This window comes from uncultured Tateyamaria sp., from assembly GCF_947494755.1.
Lineage (GTDB): Bacteria > Pseudomonadota > Alphaproteobacteria > Rhodobacterales > Rhodobacteraceae > Tateyamaria.
Window position 1 is genome coordinate 22,644 of sequence record NZ_CANLVZ010000012.1, and the last position, 19,190, is coordinate 41,833.

The 19,190-nt window shown below is 61.3% G+C and carries 17 protein-coding genes and 1 tRNA gene; 8 read left to right on the forward strand and 10 right to left on the reverse strand.

The window, feature by feature from the left end; genetic code table 11:
- Window positions 1–3 precede the first annotated feature (3 nt).
- The 3 genes from Q0908_RS14650 (at window position 4) to Q0908_RS14660 (ending at window position 4,252) form a co-directional block, all read left to right on the forward strand.
- On the forward strand, window positions 4–1,755 hold the full coding sequence (locus tag Q0908_RS14650; RefSeq protein ID WP_299285940.1) for a trypsin-like serine protease: 1,752 nt from the start codon (window positions 4–6) through the stop codon (window positions 1,753–1,755).
- Window positions 1,752–3,281, forward strand: a complete 1,530-nt coding sequence (locus tag Q0908_RS14655) for a hypothetical protein (RefSeq protein WP_299285942.1) — start codon at window positions 1,752–1,754, stop codon at window positions 3,279–3,281. The genes Q0908_RS14650 and Q0908_RS14655 overlap by 4 nt, the downstream gene beginning before the upstream one ends.
- A 380-nt stretch (window positions 3,282–3,661) precedes the next feature.
- Window positions 3,662–4,252 carry a hypothetical protein gene (locus tag Q0908_RS14660; RefSeq protein ID WP_299285944.1) on the forward strand — a complete coding sequence of 197 codons (591 nt, stop codon included), beginning with the start codon at window positions 3,662–3,664 and terminating at the stop codon, window positions 4,250–4,252.
- A gap of 49 nt (window positions 4,253–4,301) precedes the next feature.
- Here Q0908_RS14660 and Q0908_RS14665 read toward each other — a convergent pair whose 3' ends face one another.
- From Q0908_RS14665 to Q0908_RS14700, 8 genes are all read right to left on the reverse strand, one after another.
- A complete protein-coding gene (locus Q0908_RS14665) occupies window positions 4,302–5,495 on the reverse strand; it encodes an energy transducer TonB (RefSeq protein WP_299285946.1) in 1,194 nt (397 codons plus the stop codon).
- Window positions 5,492–5,869 carry a biopolymer transporter ExbD gene (locus tag Q0908_RS14670; protein WP_299285948.1) on the reverse strand — a complete coding sequence of 126 codons (378 nt, stop codon included), beginning with the start codon at window positions 5,867–5,869 and terminating at the stop codon, window positions 5,492–5,494. Before Q0908_RS14670 ends, Q0908_RS14665 begins: the two co-directional genes overlap by 4 nt.
- Before the next feature lie 4 nt (window positions 5,870–5,873).
- Window positions 5,874–6,200, reverse strand: a complete 327-nt coding sequence (locus tag Q0908_RS14675) for a biopolymer transporter ExbD (protein WP_299286234.1) — start codon at window positions 6,198–6,200, stop codon at window positions 5,874–5,876.
- Window positions 6,201–6,231: 31 nt separating this feature from the next.
- Complete coding sequence (locus Q0908_RS14680; RefSeq protein WP_299285950.1) at window positions 6,232–6,891, reverse strand: MotA/TolQ/ExbB proton channel family protein; 660 nt, start codon at window positions 6,889–6,891, stop codon at window positions 6,232–6,234.
- The gene (locus tag Q0908_RS14685) at window positions 6,888–7,322 is read right to left on the reverse strand and encodes a hypothetical protein (protein WP_299285952.1); all 435 of its coding nucleotides are present in this window, start codon (window positions 7,320–7,322) and stop codon (window positions 6,888–6,890) included. The genes Q0908_RS14680 and Q0908_RS14685 overlap by 4 nt, the downstream gene beginning before the upstream one ends.
- Window positions 7,323–7,583: 261 nt before the next feature.
- Window positions 7,584–7,658: transfer RNA gene (locus Q0908_RS14690), tRNA-Gln, on the reverse strand.
- A gap of 60 nt (window positions 7,659–7,718) precedes the next feature.
- Window positions 7,719–9,041: a mechanosensitive ion channel domain-containing protein gene (locus Q0908_RS14695; protein WP_299285954.1), complete on the reverse strand. Its 1,323-nt coding sequence runs from the start codon at window positions 9,039–9,041 to the stop codon at window positions 7,719–7,721.
- Window positions 9,038–10,030, reverse strand: coding sequence for an NADPH:quinone reductase (locus Q0908_RS14700; protein ID WP_299285956.1), 993 nt, complete (start codon window positions 10,028–10,030; stop codon window positions 9,038–9,040). The genes Q0908_RS14695 and Q0908_RS14700 overlap by 4 nt, the downstream gene beginning before the upstream one ends.
- Before the next feature lie 100 nt (window positions 10,031–10,130).
- Between Q0908_RS14700 and Q0908_RS14705 the strand changes: the two genes are divergently transcribed.
- Complete coding sequence (locus Q0908_RS14705) at window positions 10,131–10,520, forward strand: RidA family protein (RefSeq protein ID WP_299285957.1); 390 nt, start codon at window positions 10,131–10,133, stop codon at window positions 10,518–10,520.
- Between the two features lie 12 nt (window positions 10,521–10,532).
- On the opposite strand, the gene Q0908_RS14710 is transcribed toward Q0908_RS14705, so the two are convergent.
- Both Q0908_RS14710 and Q0908_RS14715 read right to left on the reverse strand, forming a co-directional pair.
- A protein-coding gene (locus Q0908_RS14710) for an IS630 family transposase (RefSeq protein WP_299286238.1) occupies window positions 10,533–11,455 on the reverse strand; the annotation gives its coding sequence in 2 pieces (ribosomal slippage) (window positions 10,533–11,147 and window positions 11,150–11,455; 921 coding nt in all).
- 116 nt (window positions 11,456–11,571) lie between these two features.
- Window positions 11,572–12,030, reverse strand: coding sequence for an SH3 domain-containing protein (locus Q0908_RS14715; protein ID WP_299286241.1), 459 nt, complete (start codon window positions 12,028–12,030; stop codon window positions 11,572–11,574).
- 160 nt (window positions 12,031–12,190) lie between these two features.
- Between Q0908_RS14715 and Q0908_RS14720 the strand changes: the two genes are divergently transcribed.
- From Q0908_RS14720 to Q0908_RS14735, 4 genes are all read left to right on the forward strand, one after another.
- Window positions 12,191–13,177 carry a D-glycerate dehydrogenase gene (locus Q0908_RS14720; RefSeq protein WP_299285959.1) on the forward strand — a complete coding sequence of 329 codons (987 nt, stop codon included), beginning with the start codon at window positions 12,191–12,193 and terminating at the stop codon, window positions 13,175–13,177.
- Window positions 13,178–13,228: 51 nt separating this feature from the next.
- The gene (ggt, locus tag Q0908_RS14725; RefSeq protein WP_299285962.1) at window positions 13,229–15,016 is read left to right on the forward strand and encodes a gamma-glutamyltransferase; all 1,788 of its coding nucleotides are present in this window, start codon (window positions 13,229–13,231) and stop codon (window positions 15,014–15,016) included.
- A 28-nt stretch (window positions 15,017–15,044) separates the two neighbouring features.
- Entirely contained in the window at window positions 15,045–16,460 is a 1,416-nt protein-coding gene (locus Q0908_RS14730; RefSeq protein ID WP_299285966.1) for an FAD-linked oxidase C-terminal domain-containing protein, read from the forward strand.
- A gap of 182 nt (window positions 16,461–16,642) precedes the next feature.
- Window positions 16,643–19,144 (forward strand): FAD-dependent oxidoreductase, encoded by a 2,502-nt coding sequence (locus tag Q0908_RS14735; RefSeq protein WP_299285969.1) that lies wholly within the window; start codon window positions 16,643–16,645, stop codon window positions 19,142–19,144.
- Window positions 19,145–19,190: the final 46 nt, after the last annotated feature.

Genomic DNA, 19,190 nt, shown 5'->3' on the forward strand with positions numbered 1-19,190 from the left:
TTCATGCATCGCTTCTTTTCATTCATTCCCGCCATTCTTCTTGCATCCGTCGCGCTGGCCGACCCGCCCACGCTCGATAAAAACGCGGTTTTCGTGGCCAATGTCACCGGCACGCCGGAAGACACCGATCTGAGGGATATTGATCGCGTCGGAATAGCGTTTGCGATTGGCAACGGCGTACTTTTGACGGCTGGGCATGTGCCCGGCGACCTGCACGCTTTTCAGGACCGCAACAATCCAACCCGGTCGGCGGATGGGCAATTGGCGAATGTGCCAAGTTTTGTGCGCGAAATCGCCGTCAGCTACACGGCCTTGGATACAAATGGCGATCTGACGGCCCGAACGCTCAAGCAAGAGGCCGGAGGGTTCAAGACGCGCAACAGTCCCTTCGGGCTGGATGTCGTGGATGTGGCCCGGATTGATATCACCAAGAGCAGGATAGCGCTTGGAACCCTCCCGCTGAATGCGTGCGGGCTGAGTGCGGACGAAGACTACTTCGTGCATACGTTCGATTTCCTGAATGGCGACGAGGCAAAGCGCGACGCGCGCAAACCGCAGGTGTTCAAGGTCAACCTGCAGCAATATCCGGACTTCGTTGATCTCAATCTGTCGACGCTGGTCGTGCACAGCGAAAGCCGCACGACCAATGGGCGGCAACTTCAGCAAGGCGACAGCGGCGCGCCGGTGGTCAATGCGAAGGGCGAGGTTGTGGGGCTCTTGTCGGCCACGATCAAATCGACCGAGCAGAATGTCATCTTCCTGACGCCGGTTGCGTCCTTCCTTGAACTTGTGCCGACAGATGCGCGAGTCGAATGCACGACACGGGTGCTGCGCGATGAGTTTGACGCGGTTGTCAGCCGGTTGGAGGCGCTTGAAGGTTACGTCTTTGGACAGATCAACGGCCTGCCTGTTCCGGTCGAAGAGACGTTTATCGATCTGGTTCAAACGCGGATCAACACAGCGATCGAACCGGTTGATGGCAAATCAGAAGTCGCCGTGCGTTCGGTACACAGCAAAGACCTGTTCGAGGCCGAGCAGATCACAAGCGAGGTTGTCATTCAGTTGAAAGAACAGATGGATCAGGACGATTTTGTTCCCATCGGCGACGACATTCGCGCGCTCAAGGCATCCCTTGCCAGTTTGGACTGGGGGCTGAATGTCGGTGCGGTTCTCAATGGTGAAAAGAAGTTTCAGCTTAAAATTGACTATACTTATGAACGCGCATTGCTGGCCCGCCCCTACCGCGAATACCTGCAAATATGCGCCTTCCCGCTTGTCGGCCCGGATTCCAGCGACGAAAGCTACATCAAGGGTCTGCTCAGCCGCGATATCATAAATGGTTCAAAGGCTTGCGCGGATGCAGAACACAGCGAGGCCGAAGATATCACGCGGGTGAACAACGGGCGGTTTACCCGTCTGGTGGACCATCGCGAGCTGAACAACATCATCGAGACGTTGGAAGACGGGGAAAACTGGTACGGTGAGTTTTTTGTGGTTATCATAGACCCGCAGAAAAAGAGCAAAAACCCGCGCGACTACATCATGGCAAGCCTGCTTGTCGATGTGTTTGAAGGCGAAACGAATGCGCGCATGGAAGACAGACCCTACGCCGTGAAACGGTGTGGCAAGATAAAAAGACTGCGGGATGCACCGCTGGTCGCTGTGAGCCATCTCGCGGTAGAGCAACCAGATCTCGACGACGGGTTCAAGCTCAATGAAGAGGACATCGAGAAGTTAACGGAGAACTGCGTGTGATAAGGCGTCTATTCACTGAAACGGCAACGATCCTGACGGCCTGCCTGCTGTTGGGCACGCAGCAGGCTGCTGCAGAAGAGCCGACACCCGAGGAAAAGAGCTATGTGGATGGTATTTTCGATCTCGAGAACCTTGGACCAATCGAGATTGACGAGCATCGCAACAAGCTTGTTCTGAGCGTCGGTGCTGAAATTCTGGAAGTGTCCACCTTCCCGATTGAGACGGTCAGCCGGAAGAAGATCGATTTCGTCCCAGAAATCATCCGCGCGTCCAAGGATTTCGTGTTTGCCCTTGGATATGTCGAACAGCAGGTGACCCTGTTGGATGGCAAAACCAAGAACGCACGTGGCCAGATCTTTCGCGGTCTGGGTGTCTCGCCCAAAGGTCCATCGGAGGATATCGAGTATCAGTTTCTGACCTTTGACAAGACGATTGGCAACGGATCCAAGAACCGCTTGGAACAGGCCACAATCCTCGAGATTGACGACGGCAATCGAAGCTTCATCTCGAGCGTGACATCCAACGAAATCAATGTGATCGAGTTTGGGAAACTGTCGGAGTCGGAACGTGTTCGTCATCCGTTTCTGATCACGCGCTGTGGCACGCCGAACCAGCTGTCCATCGGTGATCCATCGGGCGAAGAGAAATTCTATGTGGTGTCGATCAGCGGCAGCAAAACGATTGAAATCGGGTCGCTGGACGTTTTGGAAACCGGACGTGGGGAAGCGGAATGCGTGTCCATCTCGCAGTCCGGATCCGACGACAAGACCCCGGGCAGCGTTGGTATGCCCTCGCTCAACCACGTTCTGACGCGTAACAAGGAGACGGGCGATTTCTCGTTGGTCACCTTCGATTTCGAGACGCGCGCGCTGGTGGCCACGCCGATCATTTCCTTCTTTGGCGAGATTTTCTTGGAGGTCTACCAATCGGTGAATGCGAAGGAAAACATCAGCTTTCCGACCATCGAAAACGGGTCACGTTTTGGCATTCTCACCGGAAGCGATGATGGCGGCGTCATCCTTGTGTCGGGCGTGGGCCAGAAGCGTTTGCACCGGTTCCGCCTTGTCGATCGCCAATTCGAATATCTCGGGGCCTGGAACTTTGATCAGCCCATCCGGACCGTGAAGCTGAGCAGGAACGGGCGCTTGGCGGTCGTGGTGACCGGCGACGGCTTTCCCAGCTATATCGAGGAGGTCACAGTGATCCGCGACCTCGAAGAGATTCCGGCGAACTGGAAAATGACCGACAAACGCTATTCCATCCGCGCCATCCAAGAAGAACTCAATGAACAGGGCGAGCGTGTTGCGGTTGATGGGCGGCTGGGGCCGATTACCCGCACGGCAATCAGCAAAGTGATCGAAGGCGACGTTGCCAAAGGGCCCAAACCAGCCGGAGCAACAAAGGCGGCGGCCCCGCTGAAGACCCGAAAAATCTCGGTGAGACCCAAGGCAACCATCTCTAGACCGGTTGCCAAATCGGTGTCCCGGGCCATTGAAGGTGCGTTCCCCATGGGCGTGTTCCGATGAGCGAAAGTGAGTAGGTAAGGCATGAAAACATTAGCTGGACTAGTTTTGTTGCTGGCAACATCCGATGTCAGTCTTCCCCATTGCGCCGCTGACCGTGTGGATCAGAGGCAGTATTGCTGCAGCGCAACCCTTGGCGGGCAATGCTGCTCGTCCTCCATCGGGACGAATGGTCTGCCGGGTGGGTGCAACTGCCGATGAGGGATGTGCGCCCGGTCCTGAGCCCGTCACTACAGCGCTGATCACCAACACCTCTTGACCACGACAGACCCGCCCCGCCATGTCGGAGCGGTGGGCCGATTTGAGGGTTGTTCGCCCGCGCCCACCGACTGAGCGTTTCGCCGGGCGCTTGTCGGAACTGGGCACGCGGTTGGAGACATGATTTGGACAAGCCCAGACGGTTCGACGTTCTCAGCGAACGCAGCTACCGCCTGTTCGTCATTGGCTACGGCATCTCATACACACTGTACTGGATTACCCTGCTCGCTGTCGGCTGGTGGATGTGGGAGACGACGGGGTCTGCGGCATGGGTCGGCTTTGTGTTCTTTTGTGACCTCTTTCCAGTTGTTCTTGTCACGCCCTGGGCATCGGCCTTGGCAGATCGCGGCGACCGCTTCCAGTTCCTGAAATCCGTTTTGTGGATACAAGTGGGCACCGGGCTTGCACCGGCGAGTGTCGCGTGGATGGGTCTGTTGACGCCGGGCTTGGGCGATGGATCGCGATGGCTGTTCTGTCTTGGCCTTGGCAGCAGCTACATCTGGACGGGCAACAATATCGTCCTGCAAAATCCGACGCCTGAACATCTGCGCAGCCGGGTGCTTGGCAACAGCTTTATGCTGACACGAGCCATTGGTGCCATTTCTGTCGTGCTGACCGGGTTGGTGATTGAGCAAGTTGGGTTCGTGTCCGGCATGTTTGCGGTCGCCGTTGCCGTGGCCTGCCTGGTGCCATCTGCCTTACGGGTCAAAAGATAGGGCCGGGAGAGCAGACAGCAGACCTATCGCGCAACGCACTCAGGTCCGCCTACTGCTGAACCCTGTAGACGAAATTGAGCGCCCTGCTTTGCCCGCCCGGCGGCGGTGGGAAGGGTGCGCCTCTGCGCACATGCTCTCGGGCGGCCCGTTCGACTTCGGATGATCCGCTGCCATCGATGATGTCCACAGTCGCCAGCGTCCCGTCAGGGTTGATCCGAAACAACACGCGCGCCCAACCGCGCACGGACACGGCAACCGGCGGCACGCGGTTCAATTGCATCAGGACCCGGCCCGCGTAATTCGTCACATTCGAATTGCCCGGACCAAGGGACCCGCCAGAGCGCGACCCGCTGGATTGCGACCGTGCGCGTCGTCCCGCAAACAGGTTTGTGCCGTCTCGTTTAAAGGCTGTCAGGGGTGACTCGATCAGGTTGGTCGGGGGCGCGGGCGGAGGCGGACTGGATTGGCCTGCGCTTCCGTCGACCGCTCCGAACCGCTGCGAAGACGGAGGCGTCGGGCGGAGTTGCGGCCGCAGAGAGGTCGTTGTGCCGGCCTCTGACGTCTCGCTCTCGGGGGGCTGATTTTGGACCTCGACGTTAGCGGGCGGGACTTCCGGAGGCTGGGCCTCGGGCGGCAGCGCGGCGATCACGTCGGGCAGGGGCGCAGCAGCAAGCGGTGCGGTGGGCGGGGTCACAACCGGTTCTGTGACCGCGGGAGGGGCAAAGGGCGCGGCGACAGGTGGTAAGGCCGAGGGGTCTGCGTCCGGACTGCCCTCCGCGACCTCTTGTGTCTCCGTTTCGACCGGCGGTGTAGGGGCAGGCGCCGGAGCGGTGGTTTGCGGAGCGTCCGAAGAGGCACCCCCCTCTTGCCCATCTGTGGTCTCCGGCGATACCGGCTCGTTCACGGTCGGCTGCACCGCATCAGCAGGGCCGCTATCTGGCGCAAACGTCGCTTGCGGGTTGGACGACGCAACAAGCGCCTCGCTGGTGGGGGCTTCGGCTTCGGTCGGTTCTGGCGGGGTTTCCTCAGGCGGTTCGGGAGGCTCGGCGGGGGTGGGTTCGACCGGTGTTATGCTGGTTTCGGCAAGGTCGGCAAAATCATCGCCCACCTCGACTCTTTCGACACCCTGATCCGCCGTTTCGGGCGACGCCACGTCGGCCCCGGTCAGCGAAAGGCCGACCACGTGGATGATCAAGGACAGGATCAGCGCGCCAACGCCAATGGCAGTCGATCTGCGGATCATTCCAAAGATCGCTCGGTAACGAGGATGACCGACGAGGCACCTGAGGTGCGCAGCGCGCGCGAGACCTCCATCATCCGCAGCCCGCTCGCATTTCGGTCGGGGACGATGCGCACAGGGCCATCCGCGTGGATTTGCATATACGCCTCCACATCCATCTGGTCGCCGCGGAAATTCAGCGTCCCATCGGCGCGCAACACCAGCGCATCGGGCGGTTCGCGGCCTTCAAGCTCGTCTGTTTCGACAAGTTTCAGGTCTGGATCCAAAGGCGCTGCAATCGTCCCGGCGATCAGAAAGAACACCAGCATCAGGAACACGATGTTGATCAAGGCGATGGAGGGGTCGCGTTTGCGTGTCTGCGGCGTGGGTCTGATCATCGCGTCATTCCAGCACCAGAACGCTCAACGCGTCGCGCCCGCGCAGCCGGACCAACAGGTCCACAACTCTTTGGGCCGTCGCATCCTCATCAAGGCTGACCAGAACCTGCCCCTCTTCGATGGTTTCGGCCAGTTCATCCAGTGTCACGTCCGATCCATTCAGCGTCAGGCGATCCTCGCCCAATTGCACGAAGGCGCGGTTTTGCGTTTCACCTTGGACAGAACGCCCGCCCGCGGCCTGGTTGAGCTCGATCTCTCCGAAGGTCGAAAAGGTCGATGTCAGCATGAAGAACAAGAGCAGCAGAAAGACCACGTCGATCAAGGGTGTCATCGACACCGCGCGTCTTTTGAAAGGTGCGGTGTTACGCATTGACGCGCGCGCCATAGGTCGGGTCGGCGACCTCCGGCGCAGCCATTTCGGGGACAAGCACCGTGCGCAGCGCCTTGTCGGCAAAGACCCGTTCGCGCGCCGTCCGGCTCTCCAGCCAGGTCAGCACCATCGAGGTGGGGATCGCGACCGCCAGGCCCACGGCCGTCGTCAGCAGTGCAACCCAAATGCCGCCCGCCAGCAATGAGGGATCAACCGACGATCCGGCCTCCTGAAGGCTTCGAAAGGCGTCGATCATACCGATGACCGTGCCGAAAAGCCCAAGCAGGGGCGCAATCTGGGCGATGGTGTCGAGCACGCGAAATCCGCGCTCAAGGCTCGCCAATGCGAGACCGGCCTCTGCATCAAGGCGCGCCTCGATCCCGGGCCGTTGCGATCCGGCCATCGCATTGCCCAGAAGAGGGGCCAGATAGCTTCGGCTCGCGCCCAATCGCGTCAGCGCGGCACCTTGTTTACCCTTGTCCCAGAGGTGCAAAGCGTCCGACAAGACCCGGTGACGCCCCACACCGGACACGGAAAATTGCCATATCTTGTAAAGAGTGACGGTCAGCGTCAGCACGGACATCGCAAACAGGACCAGGACGACCGGGCCGCCAAGTGCGAAAAAACCGCTGAGAGTGTCAAAAACAGTCATCCGAGCAACTCCACGTCGATCCGGCTGCGGGTCGACAGGGCACTGTCACAGATATCGCTCTCTGCCCCGGCGGCGGTGCAGGTGTTTGCGCCGTTGATCAAAACGCGCGCGATGGAGGCACAGGGGATGCCGGGCACATCGAACTGGCGCACCCGGGGTCTGCCCTGCGGCAAATCCCTGAAATCGAAAAGCGACAAGGTGGCCACGCCGCCCGCGCCGTCAAAGATGACGGTTTCGAAAACTACTTTGTCGATAGCCGAGGTGGTCCGATTGTGCGCCACAAAGCTCAGACGGCACGCAGAGTCGGTGTCGGTGATTGTGTTCAGTTCAAGATCGACGGTGGGTGGGGATTGCGCATCGGTATCGGCCTGCGCAAGGGCCGGAAATGCTGCTGCGAGTAGAACACAGGCAGCGGTGTAGCGAAAAAGCATCCAAAGGCTCCTGACGTATCAATGCCGGTCGCGCCACCAACCGGAGCATCCCGCCTCGAGCGGGGGATGTCTGGGGCAAACTAGTACAGGGCTGTGCCACTGCAAAGGCCTGCGGACGTCATTGTGAACCGTCGCTGGTATCGGTGCGGAATGTGGCCGAATTGGTGTTGCTGCGAGGGTCGTCGCCGCTCAGATATCGCAAGCCATAATTGCATTGGATCGCAGCTGCAATTCACGCCGAGCGGCGCATCGATATGGAGGTGGCTGGGATGGTAGGATTCGAACCTACGGTACACTGTACCAAAAACAGTTGCCTTACCACTTGGCTACATCCCAACGTGACGCGCTAACTAGTCTGCTCGCGGCGTGCGTGCAAGCCCCCTGACAGCAAAAAAGTCATTCCTTGGGTGCGTCTTCAGTTAACAAATCGGGAGCCTGCGGGTCGCTGCGTTCCGCGTCGACCAGTCGATCCAGAGCGGCGTCCGAAAATTCCTGCACGTCTTCGGCCTTGAGCGGTGGCGCAGGCGCGGGCGTTGGCGCAGGGGCGTTTGTCGTTTCAGTGGCGATGGCCTGTCCGCCGCCCATCAACTGGATGCGATAGGTCGTGTCGGGCACCTCGACGCCCGCGGCCTCGATGGCTGATTTGACAAGGCGCAGCGCCTCGCCCTTGGCCCGCACAAGCGATGTGGCACCCTGATCAATCCAGCCGGTGACCGACATGAAAATCGCGCCGTCCCCGATCCGTTCGATCCAGACTACAGGCTCGGGCACTTTCAGCACGAAGGGCAGGTCGGCGACCGTCTGCGTCGCAAGGTCACGAATGGCCGACAGATCCGCGTCCGAGGCGACCCCGATTTCAAACTCGAACCGGCGTTCGACATTTGTGGAAAAGTTCACGATCCGGCTTTTGAAGACGGTCGCATTGGGGATGCGAATATGATTGCCGTCAAAGCTGAGCAGGATTGTCGCGCGGCTTGTCAGCCGGATCACCTTGCCGATGTCGCCTTCGATCTCGACCGTGTCATTGGGCCGAAAGGGCTGGCGGATCGACAGCATGATCGAGGCGATGAAATTTTCGACCGTGTCACGCACCGCAAAACCAATGGCGAGACCGACGATCCCGGCGGCCCCCATGATCGTGCCAAGCAGGGCCGTCGCCCCCAGAATATCCAGCGCAATAACAAGCCCGCTGACAAAGAACACCATGCGCACGACTTGCCGGTAGATGTTGGCGATGAACGCATTGGGCGCGATCCGGTCCCAAGGGTATTTCATCCGAGCGATCAAGATGCCCGCCAGCAATACAAGGCCAAAGGCGACGACCGCGACCCCGATCAGTGGCAACAGCGCAACCGCCTGTTCAATCCGCGTGCGGAACCTGTTGACTGCCGGGTTCAGCCGCGCGGCCACATCTGTCGTTTCGGTGACTTCGTTTTCGATGGCCACGACGCCCTCAACCCGCGTGACCAACTCGCTGAGCCGGGTCGCTGCGGCCGTGTCGACCGTGGTGCCACGCAATGTCACGATGCCCGAGGACACTGCCACCGTTACCCCGTCATAGCCGTCGAGCTCGCCCAGAATGTCGCGAATGCGCACGGCGATGGCGGCGTCTTGCGTGGCGCTGTCGGTGACGGTGATTGTGCCTTGGGGCTGGTCTGCGGTCTGGGCAAATGCGACTGAGCCCATCAGGCACAGCGTCAGGATCAGGGCGCGGATCATGTCCGTGTATCCACAAGGATTGCACCCGCCCGCCCGCCCGCTTCAACTGCCTCATGGGCGGCGGCGCAATCTGCCAAGGCAAACGTGTCGTGGACCGGGCACACCAACGCGCCGTCCCCCAGTGCCGCATGCAGGCGTTTGATCGCCGCGTCCCGCTCAGGTGGCGGCAGCAGGTAGATCAGCAGAATGTCGATGGTGGCGGCTTTGAACAGCAACGGACCGAAGGGCAGGGTGGGTGACAGGTCCTTGGCGGACCCATAGGCAGCGATCACCCCATTGGGCGCAATCACCTCGGCATCAAGCGCGGCATTCACGCCAAACTCCGTATCGATGATCCGGTCGATCAGCGCGCCGTCATTCGCCGCCAGAATCGCCGCGCCAAGGTCGGGGTCCGTGTAGTCAAGCACCGTATCAGCCCCGGCCTGCGTAGTACGGGTCATCCCGTCGCCCCGTGCCGTTGCGATCACGCGCGCGCCGCCCCACTTGCCAAGTTGCACGGCAAGGAACCCGACGGTGCCCGCACCGCCATGGATCAACAGGGTTTCTCCACGCACATCGCCCGAACCAAATACCGCATGGGCAGCGGTCAGGCCCGGAATGCCAAGCACAGCACCGGTTTCCATCGACACATCGTCAGGCAAGGGCACCGCCTGTTCTGCGGGCAGCGCAATATGCGTCGCCGCCGTCCCGAAGGGGCGCTGCCACTGGCCGTTCCAGATCCAGACCCGCTCACCGATGCGGGTGTCGGACACGCCGGGGCCGACCGCCTCGATCACGCCCGCGCCGTCGCTGTGGGGGATGATCTGGTCAAATGCAGGCTTGGTCACGCCGGGGCGACTGCCGCTACGCGCTTTGACGTCCGATGGGTTCACCCCGGAAAAATGCAGCGCGACGCGCACCTGGCCCGCGCCGGGTTCGGAAGTGGGCATATCCACCAGATGCAGCACTTGGGATGCGGGGCCAAAGGCGGAATAGGATATGGATTTCATCAATGGGTCTCGTCAATTCAATGTCGGTCCGTGTAGCCTAGCCGCGACAGCCAAAAAGGCCAGCCGTGAAACGCAGGGCCGCGACCGCAGGAGTGCCTCCATGTCCAGACGTGCCCTGATCCCACCCGCTTTGCGCGATGCCTGTGAGAGTGCCGGCATGTCGCCCGGCATCCTGTCTGGGGGGCACGTATTCATGACGGGTGTGACGGGTGCTGGCGCAGATGGTGTGATGCCCGACACCGAGAAGGCGCAATTTCATGCGTGTTTTGAAAAGATCGCCACCGTGCTGGCCGAGGCCGACATGGCGCTGACGCACATCGTCGAAATGACCAGCTATCACGTGGGGTTGCGGGCGCATTTTGGGGCGTTTGACGACGTGCGCACGGCCTACCTTACTGCACCATACCCGGCGTGGACAGCTGTTGAGGTCGCAGGTTTGCGCCGCGAAGGGGCTGTGGTCGAAATCCGGGTGATTGCCGCGCTGGACTAAAGCGTTTCGACATTAACCTGAGGCATATCCGGGAGCCTTGAAGTAGTTCCAGCACTCTTCTGGATCGTAGAGATCGCAGATTGATCCGATAGCGTCGAAGACCTCGGTGAAAGTTCTTGCCCCGATCCGTCGCAGGTGGGCTTTGAGCTTCAAGTATGCCAGCTCGATGGGGTTCAGATCAGGCGAGTACGGTGGCAGGTAGAGGAACCAGCAGCCGTGGTCGCGCAAGGCCTGCGCCGCGTCCTTGTTCCGATGCGTGGCCAGGTTGTCGAGGATGACGACGGTGCCGGGCGCGATCTTGGGGACAAGCACCTCGCGGAAGTAGGCGGCAAATGCCGGGCCGTCAATTGCGCCCTTGATGACCCATGGCGCGATCAGGGCATCTTGCGTCAGACCCGCGATCAGGGTCTGCGTTCCCCAACTTCCGAAGGGCGCGTCCATGGTCAGGCGTTCACCCCGTTTCGCCCTGCCTCGCAGGCGGTTCAGGTTCGACTTCACTGCGGTTTCGTCAATAAGGACAACACGGTTTGGTATCTCAGAGATGGCGGGCAGGCGATGCTTGAACCAATCGCCGCGCTGCTGCCTTACCTTGGCGCGACGACGTTCGCTCGCGACCAGCGACTTTTTTTGTACGTGAACTCGAGACGGGACAGTAGGTTGGCGATGGAAGAGTGATGCACTTGCACGCCCTCTGCCTCGGCCAGAGCGTCGCGTAGCTCGAAGAGGGTGATGTCAGGGTCCAGTGCGATCAACTCCTCAAGGAAAGCCTGATGCGGTGCCAGCTTGCCTTTGCCGCGCGGCGGTCCCTGGGGTGCGGGTTCCGCGTGGCCCTTGGTTCTTACCTGGCGCGCCCATCGCGCACCTGTCGCCGGTGACAGCCTCAGACGCAACGCCGCCGCGCGCCCGCTTAACCCTTCTTCAATATACCTCTGAATCCGCGTCTAGAGTGCCAAGGGTAACGGTGCTGACATGATCCATTCTCCCAAGCAGGATGAATCACATCTGAAACCTCATGGGGATCCCAAGCGCTTCAGGTTCAAACAGAAATGCTTTAGTCGCGCACTTCGTCCATGGCCACACCCCAAAGCCGCGCTTTGGGCACCCAGCCTTTGTATCCTGCCGAGGACACGCGGCACCACTCCAGATCGCATTTGCCAAGGCGGGCAATAACGCCCGCCTCAAGGGCGGCGGTGACGGGGGCCTGGGGTTCGGGGCGGCTGCGCAGGGTCATCATGTCCTGTTCGATGATCACGGTACGGGTACCCGACAAAAGCGAATAGTGGATCCAGCCGCCAAGGCCATCGCGGTCTTCGACCCGGCGCCAGTGGCCGTGTTCTGCGGTGATGCGCAGGGGCATGTCGCGGCGTTGAAACACCCAGTCGATACGGTGCGTCAGCGACGGACCACGGCGCACATTGCCTTCGGCGGCCTTGAGCGAGACAAAGCGGGGCAGAGGCAGGTTCGTAACCGGCCCCACGTCCTGCGCGGCGACGGGTGCAAGCATGCACATCACTGCGCATATCACCGCCGCAAACCGTCCGGGCAATCCCATCAGAGAAGTTCTGCTCATCACGCGCCTCTTGAATATGGCCGAGGTTCTTGTGCCTCGTGCTCACATCCGCCACCATGCCATGGAAACGGCGCGTACGCCAAGGTCAGGGAGGGCCCACATGCCAAAGGATCGTCTGAGTGTTGTTGTTACGCGACGGTTGCCCGCCGAGGTTGAGACCCGGTTGAGTGAGTTGTTCGACGTCACACTGCGCGACAGTGACGCACCCATGACCCGGACGCAGCTTGTGGAGGCGATGAAATCAGCGGATGTGCTGGTGCCCACGATCACTGACACGGTTGATGGCGCGATGATCGGGCAGGCGGGGGATCGCCTGAAACTGATCGCGAATTACGGCGCGGGGGTCGACAATATTGATGTGGCCACGGCCCGCCAGCGCGGCATCCTTGTGTCTAATACGCCGGGCGTTCTGACCGATGATACTGCTGACATGACGATGGGCCTGATCCTCGCCGTCACACGGCGTCTGCCCGAAGGGCTGGCGGCCATGCAGTCGGGCACATGGGACGGATGGGCACCGACCGCCTTACTTGGGGGCCGTGTTGCGGGCCGTCGTCTGGGCATTCTGGGCATGGGCCGGATCGGGCAGGCCGTCGCACGGCGCGCCGCCGCATTCGGCATGCAGGTCCACTATCACAACCGCCGCCGTCTGCGCCCGGAGATCGAAGCGGATCTGGAGGCGACATGGTGGGAAAGCCTCGATCAGATGGTGGCGCGCATGGACGTGTTGTCGATCAACTGCCCGCACACGCCCTCGACCTTTCATCTGATGAACGCCCGCCGCCTCAAGCTGATGAAAGAGGATGCGGTGATCGTGAACACGTCGCGCGGTGAGGTGATCGACGAAAACGCACTCACCCGGATGCTGCGCGCGGGCGAGATCGCGGGAGCGGGTCTGGATGTTTACGAAAAGGGCACCGAGGTGAACCCGCGTCTGCGCGAACTGAAAAACGTGGTCCTGTTGCCCCATATGGGCTCGGCCACCCGCGAAAGCCGGGTCGAGATGGGCGAAAAGGTCATCATCAACATCAAGACCTTCGATGATGGCCACCGCCCGCCCGATCAGGTTGTGCCATCTATGCTGTAAGACCTCGGGGGCGGTCTGTTCCCGAGAGATTTTGACCCAAGGAGAGACCACATGCGCTTTTGTCTGACTGTTGCTTTTTCTCTGATCGCGGGGGCTGCGCTGGCCCAACAGACCGCCGATGCGGTACAACCGGAATCCGGCACCGAGGGCGCGGGTGCTGTCCTGTCCGACGCCGCTGCCGCGTCGCAGGCGGCGAAAGAGGCGGGCACACCGGTCTCTGCCGCGACTTACATGGTCTCGGCGGCGAACCCACTGGCTGTGCAGGCGGGCGTTGATGTGTTGGCCGAAGGTGGCACCGCAGCGGATGCGCTGGTCGCGGTGCAGACAGTGTTGGGTCTGGTCGAGCCGCAATCTTCGGGTCTGGGCGGAGGCGCGTTTCTGGTCTGGTACGATGCCGAGGCGGGGGAGTTGACGACACTCGATGCCCGCGAAACCGCGCCCTTGGCGGCCACACCGACACTGTTCCAGACAGACGGCGGCGAGCCGATGGGCTTTTTCGACGCGGTCGTGGGCGGACGGTCCGTCGGGACGCCCGGCACGCCTGCGTTGTTGCAGTTGGTGCATGACAAGTGGGGCAGTCAGCCGTGGGAGGGTCTCTTTGACGCGGCTATTGATCATGCCGAGGGCGGCTTTGTCGTCTCGCCCCGTCTCGCCGGGCTGGTGGAGGGCGATGCCGAGCGTCTGACGGTCGCATCGGATGTCACCGCCGCCTACTTCTATCCAGAAGGCGTGGCGGTGAAGGCGGGCGACACGCTGATCAACGCGGACTATGCCAAGACGTTGCGCGCTATGGCGGCAGGTGGCGCGGATGCGTTCTATACCGGGCAAATCGCCGAGGATATCGTGGCCACGGTAACAGGCCATGCGTCCAATCCCGGTGTTCTGTCCGCGGTCGATTTGTCGATCTACGAAGTGAAGGAACGCGCGCCCGTCTGTGCCACCTACCGCGCGCATGAGGTCTGCGGCATGGGGCCTCCGTCTTCGGGCGCGCTGACGGTCGGGCAAATCCTGGGGATGCTGGACAATTATGATCTGGCCACTTTAGGCGCAGAAAACACCGAAAGCTGGCGATTGATCGGGGACGCCTCGCGCCTTGCCTTCGCGGATCGGGGACGGTTCATGGCCGACAGTGATTTCGTGCCCATGCCGACGGCGGGGCTGGTGGACCCTGACTATCTCGCGGCGCGCGCGGCATTGCTGGGCGGGGATACGGCGCTGAGCACGACACCTCCGGGCAATCCCGGCTTTGATCACGCATCGAACTGGGCGGATGATGAAAGCCTCGAACTGCCCTCGACCTCGCATATCTCCATCGTCGACAGCTTTGGCAACGTTGCCTCGATGACGACCACCATCGAAAACGCGTTCGGCTCGCGGCTGATGGTGCATGGCTTCCTGCTGAACAACGAGTTGACGGACTTCAGCTTTCGCACCCATGCCGAAGGGGTACCAATCGCCAATGCGATTGCGCCGGGCAAGCGGCCCCGCTCGTCCATGTCGCCCACCATCGTGATGAAGGACGGCGCGCCCGTGCTGGCCATCGGGAGCCCCGGCGGCAGCCGCATCATCGGCTATACGGCAAAGGCCATCATCGCCCATCTTGACTGGGGTATGGACGTGCAGGCGGCCATTGATCTGCCACATGCGGTGAACCGCTTCGGCACGTATGATTTCGAGGAAGGCACAACTGCTGCCGATCTGGCCCCCGCGCTTGAGGCGATGGGGTTTGAGGTCAACGTGCGCGGCCTCAATTCCGGGCTGCACGCGATCCAGATCGGGCCGGACGGGCTGAAAGGCGGCGCTGATCCGCGCCGTGAAGGGATTGCACTGGGCGACTGAGCCTTGTTGCCAAGGGGAGACGACGGATATGGCGCAAGCGATTGATCTGCCACGCAATGAGGACGGGATTGCGACCGCACTCGGGGTGCTGAAACAGCAATTCGGGGATCGGTTTCACACCGGGCAGGCCATGCGCGACCAGCATGCGCACACGACCACCTATATCCGCGCGCAGGCCCCGGATGCGGTGGTTTTTCCGACCTCGACCCAAGAGGTGTCCGACATCGTCAAGGTCTGCGCGACGCACCGTGTGCCCGTCATTCCCTACGGCACCGGCACCTCGCTTGAGGGGCATGTGAACGCGCCTGCCGGGGGGATTTCGGTGGATCTGACCCAGATGGATCAGATCGTGTGCGTCAACAACGAGGATCTGGATTGCGTCGTACAACCTGGCGTGACGCGCGAACAGCTCAACACCTATCTGCGCGATCGCGGCCTCTTCTTTCCGATTGATCCGGGTGCCAATGCCTCGCTTGGGGGCATGGCCTCGACCCGTGCATCCGGCACCAACGCGGTGCGCTACGGGACGATGAAGGACAACGTGCTGAGCCTTGAGGCGGTGATGGCGGATGGTCGCGTGATCCGCACGGCGCAGCGGGCGAAGAAGACGTCCGCCGGCTATGATTTGACCCGGCTGCTGATCGGGTCCGAAGGCACGTTGGGGCTGATCACCGAGATCACGCTGAAATTGCAGGGCATCCCCGAGGCGATCTCGGCAGCACGCATGTCGTTCCCGTCGATCGATGCGGCCTGTCAGGCGGTGATGACGACGATTCAATACGGCATCCCGGTTGCCCGGATCGAGCTGATGGACGCGCTGAACGTGCGCGCGGCCAATGCCTATGCGGGGCTGGATTTGCCTGAAACACCGCTGTTGCTGCTGGAATTTCACGGCTCGGACAACGGGGTGAAAGAACAGGCCGAGATGTTCGGCTCCATCGCCGAAGACGCGGGTGGGACGGATTTCGCCACCACCGCAACGGCGGAAGAGCGGAACAAGCTGTGGAAGGCGCGCCACGATCTTTATTGGGCGACGCTGCAACTGCGCCCCGGTGCGCAGGGCATTTCCACGGATGTGTGCGTGCCGATTTCGCGGCTCGCAGAGGCCGTGACAGGCGCGCAGGCCAAGGCCGAAGAATTGGGTCTGTTGGCACCCATCGTGGGGCATGTGGGGGACGGGAATTTCCATTCACTGGTGCTGATCGACATGGAGGATGCGGGTGAGGTCGCCCGCGCCGAGGAATTCACTGCCTATCTCGCGGATGAGGCGATCCGCATGGATGGCACCTGCACCGGGGAGCACGGGATCGGGCAGGGCAAGATGCCCTACCTCGTCAAGGAACTTGGCGCAGCGACGGAATACATGGCTGCCATCAAGGGGGCGCTTGATCCGCACAATATCATGAACCCCGGCAAGATTTTTGCGCCTCGCGGAGGCACGTAGCGCCAGAAAGATGACGCGACGCGCGGCTTTGGTACGCTCTGCGGCCGTCCTGCCGCGCTGATCTGCTTAATGACACACGCGACCCGGAGTCGTTTTTGTCTACTGAGCGGTCGGCTTGCTCGCGCGGGTTTGTCGCGCATTTTCTAGTAATGGCTCAACAGGTTTTTGAGGGATTCGGGGACATGAAAACGCATGTGAAGGCGCTTGTGGTCGGCGGTGGCGCTGTGGGCACGTCGATTGCCTACCATCTGGCCCGCGCGGGCTGGGATGATGTGATGCTTCTCGAGCGGGACGAGTTGACGTCCGGCTCCACCTGGCACGCGGCTGGCCTGCTGCCCTATTTCAACATGTCCTACGCCACGACCCACATCCACGACTACTCGATCAAGTTCTACAAGACACTTGAGGAAGAGACTGGGCTGAACGCCGGTTTCGCCGTTGTCGGCAACCTGCGCATGGCCCAGACGGACGAGCGTATGGACGAATACATGCTCTATGCCTCGACCGCCGAGACCTGCGGGGTGCCTTATGAGTTCATGACCCCCGACCAGATCAAGGCGAAGTGGCCCCTGATCCGCACCGAGGATCTGAAGGGCGCGCTGTATCACCAGACCGACGGCTATATTAATCCCGCAGATGTCACCATGGCGATGGCCAAGGGGGCGCGGCAGCGCGGCGTGATGATCGAACGGAAGTGGCAGGCGGACGCTTTTCACTGGAATGGCGAGGCCTGGGAGGTCACCGTCACCAAGATGGTCGAAAAAGGCGGCAACCTGATCCCCTCGGACGAGCAGCAGGTGATCACCGCCGAACATGTCGTCACCGCCAGCGGTAACCATGCACAGCGCACCGCCAAGATGCTGGGCATCAAGATGCCTGCCATCCCCGTCGAACACCAGTTCATCGTGATGGAGCAGGACCCCGAGTTGGTGAAGTTTCGCGCCGAGGGCAATGTGGAACATCCCGTCATTCGCGATGCGGACGCGCAGTCCTATGTCCGCGAGGAACGCGGCGGCTGGATTTTGGGGGTATATGAGAAAAACGCGCCTGCGCGGTTTGAATATGGCGTGCCGGACAGCTTCCGCGCCGACCTCTTCCAGCTGGATCTTGAGCGGATCGAAGAGCAGTACATGGCGATGATCCACCGGATTCCGTCTTGCGAGGACTCGGGCCTAAAGGACGATTTCAACGGGCCGATCTGTTACACGCCGGACGGCAACCCGCTGGTCGGCCCCGCGCCAGGCTTGCGCAACATGTGGCTGGCTGAGGGCTTTTCCTTTGGGATCACGGCCGCCGGTGGCACGGGGTACTACCTTGCGCAGCTGATGGTGGACGGAGAGGCCGAGATCGACATGGCTTCGCTTGATCCCAAACGTTACGGCGACTGGATGACGACCGAGTTCGCGGCGCGCAAGAACGAGGAGTGTTACGACCACGTCTATATCCTGCACCATCCCGACGAAGAGCGACCCGCCTGCCGCCCCCTGCGCACCTCGCCCGCCTATGACCGTCAGGCGGCCAAGGGCGCGCAGTTTGGGTTCGTGAACGGGTGGGAGCGGCCTAATTACTATGGGCCAATCGACGCGCCCGAGAACTTCGACCATGATACGCGGTCGTTCCGCCGTGGCGGGTGGTGGCAATATGCGGTGGAGGAGGCTAGGGCGATCCGTGAGGGCGTCGGCCTGATCGACGCGACGGCCTTTACCAAACATGTGGTCAAAGGGCCCGGCGCGACCGCGTTTCTGGATTGGTTCACCTGCAACAAGCTGCCCTCGGTGGGGCGCATCAACCTGACCTATGCGCTGACGGGCGCGGGTACGACGCGGACGGAATATACCATCGTGCGCATTGCGCAGGACGAATATTACCTCGTGAGCGCGGGGGCCTGGACGGCCTATGACAGTGATTATCTGCGCAAGGCGATTGAGGATAAAGCGCCCGAGTTTGGTTATATTGAGTGCCATGACGTAACAACCCAATGGGGTGTGTTCGCAATTGCCGGGCCGAAGTCACGCGATGTGCTGAACGCGCTGGTCAAGGACGGCGATCCGTCGACTGTCCTGTCCAACAAGCGGTTCCCGTGGCTGACAATGCGCAATATCGAGTTGGGGATGTGCCCGGTGCGCGCGATCCGCGTGGCCTATACCGGTGAGCTGGGCTGGGAGTTGCACCACCCGATTGAGATGCAGAATTACCTTTGGGATCAACTGCTTGCCGCCGGAGAGCCACACGGCATGAAGCTGGTCGGGGCGCGGGCGCAGAACTGGTTGCGGCAGGAGAAATCCTATCGCGCCTTCGGGACCGAGTTGGGCCGGGATGCGACGCCTTTGGAGGCGGATCTGCCCCGCTTTGTGGACCTCAGCAAGGACTTCCACGGCAAGGCGGCGATGGAGGCGCTTGGCGTGCGTTCGAAATGCGTGACCGTTTTGATCGACGGGCCAGAGGATGCGGACCCATGGGGGCGCGAGGTGCTCTATCACGGCGACACGCGTGTGGGTCGTTTGACCTCGGGCGGGTATTCCGTGGCTTTCGGCAAGTCCATCGGGATGGGCTATGTCAGCCCCGATCTGGCGGTGCCGGGCACCAAGTTGAAGGTAAAGATGCTGGACCAGATGTGGGACGCCGAGATTGTCGTCGACAGTCCCTACGACCCCAAGAACGAGACGATCCGCAAGGATGGATAAGTGCCGGTCGGGCGGTTCTGTTTGCCGATTGGCAAATGCGCCCGCC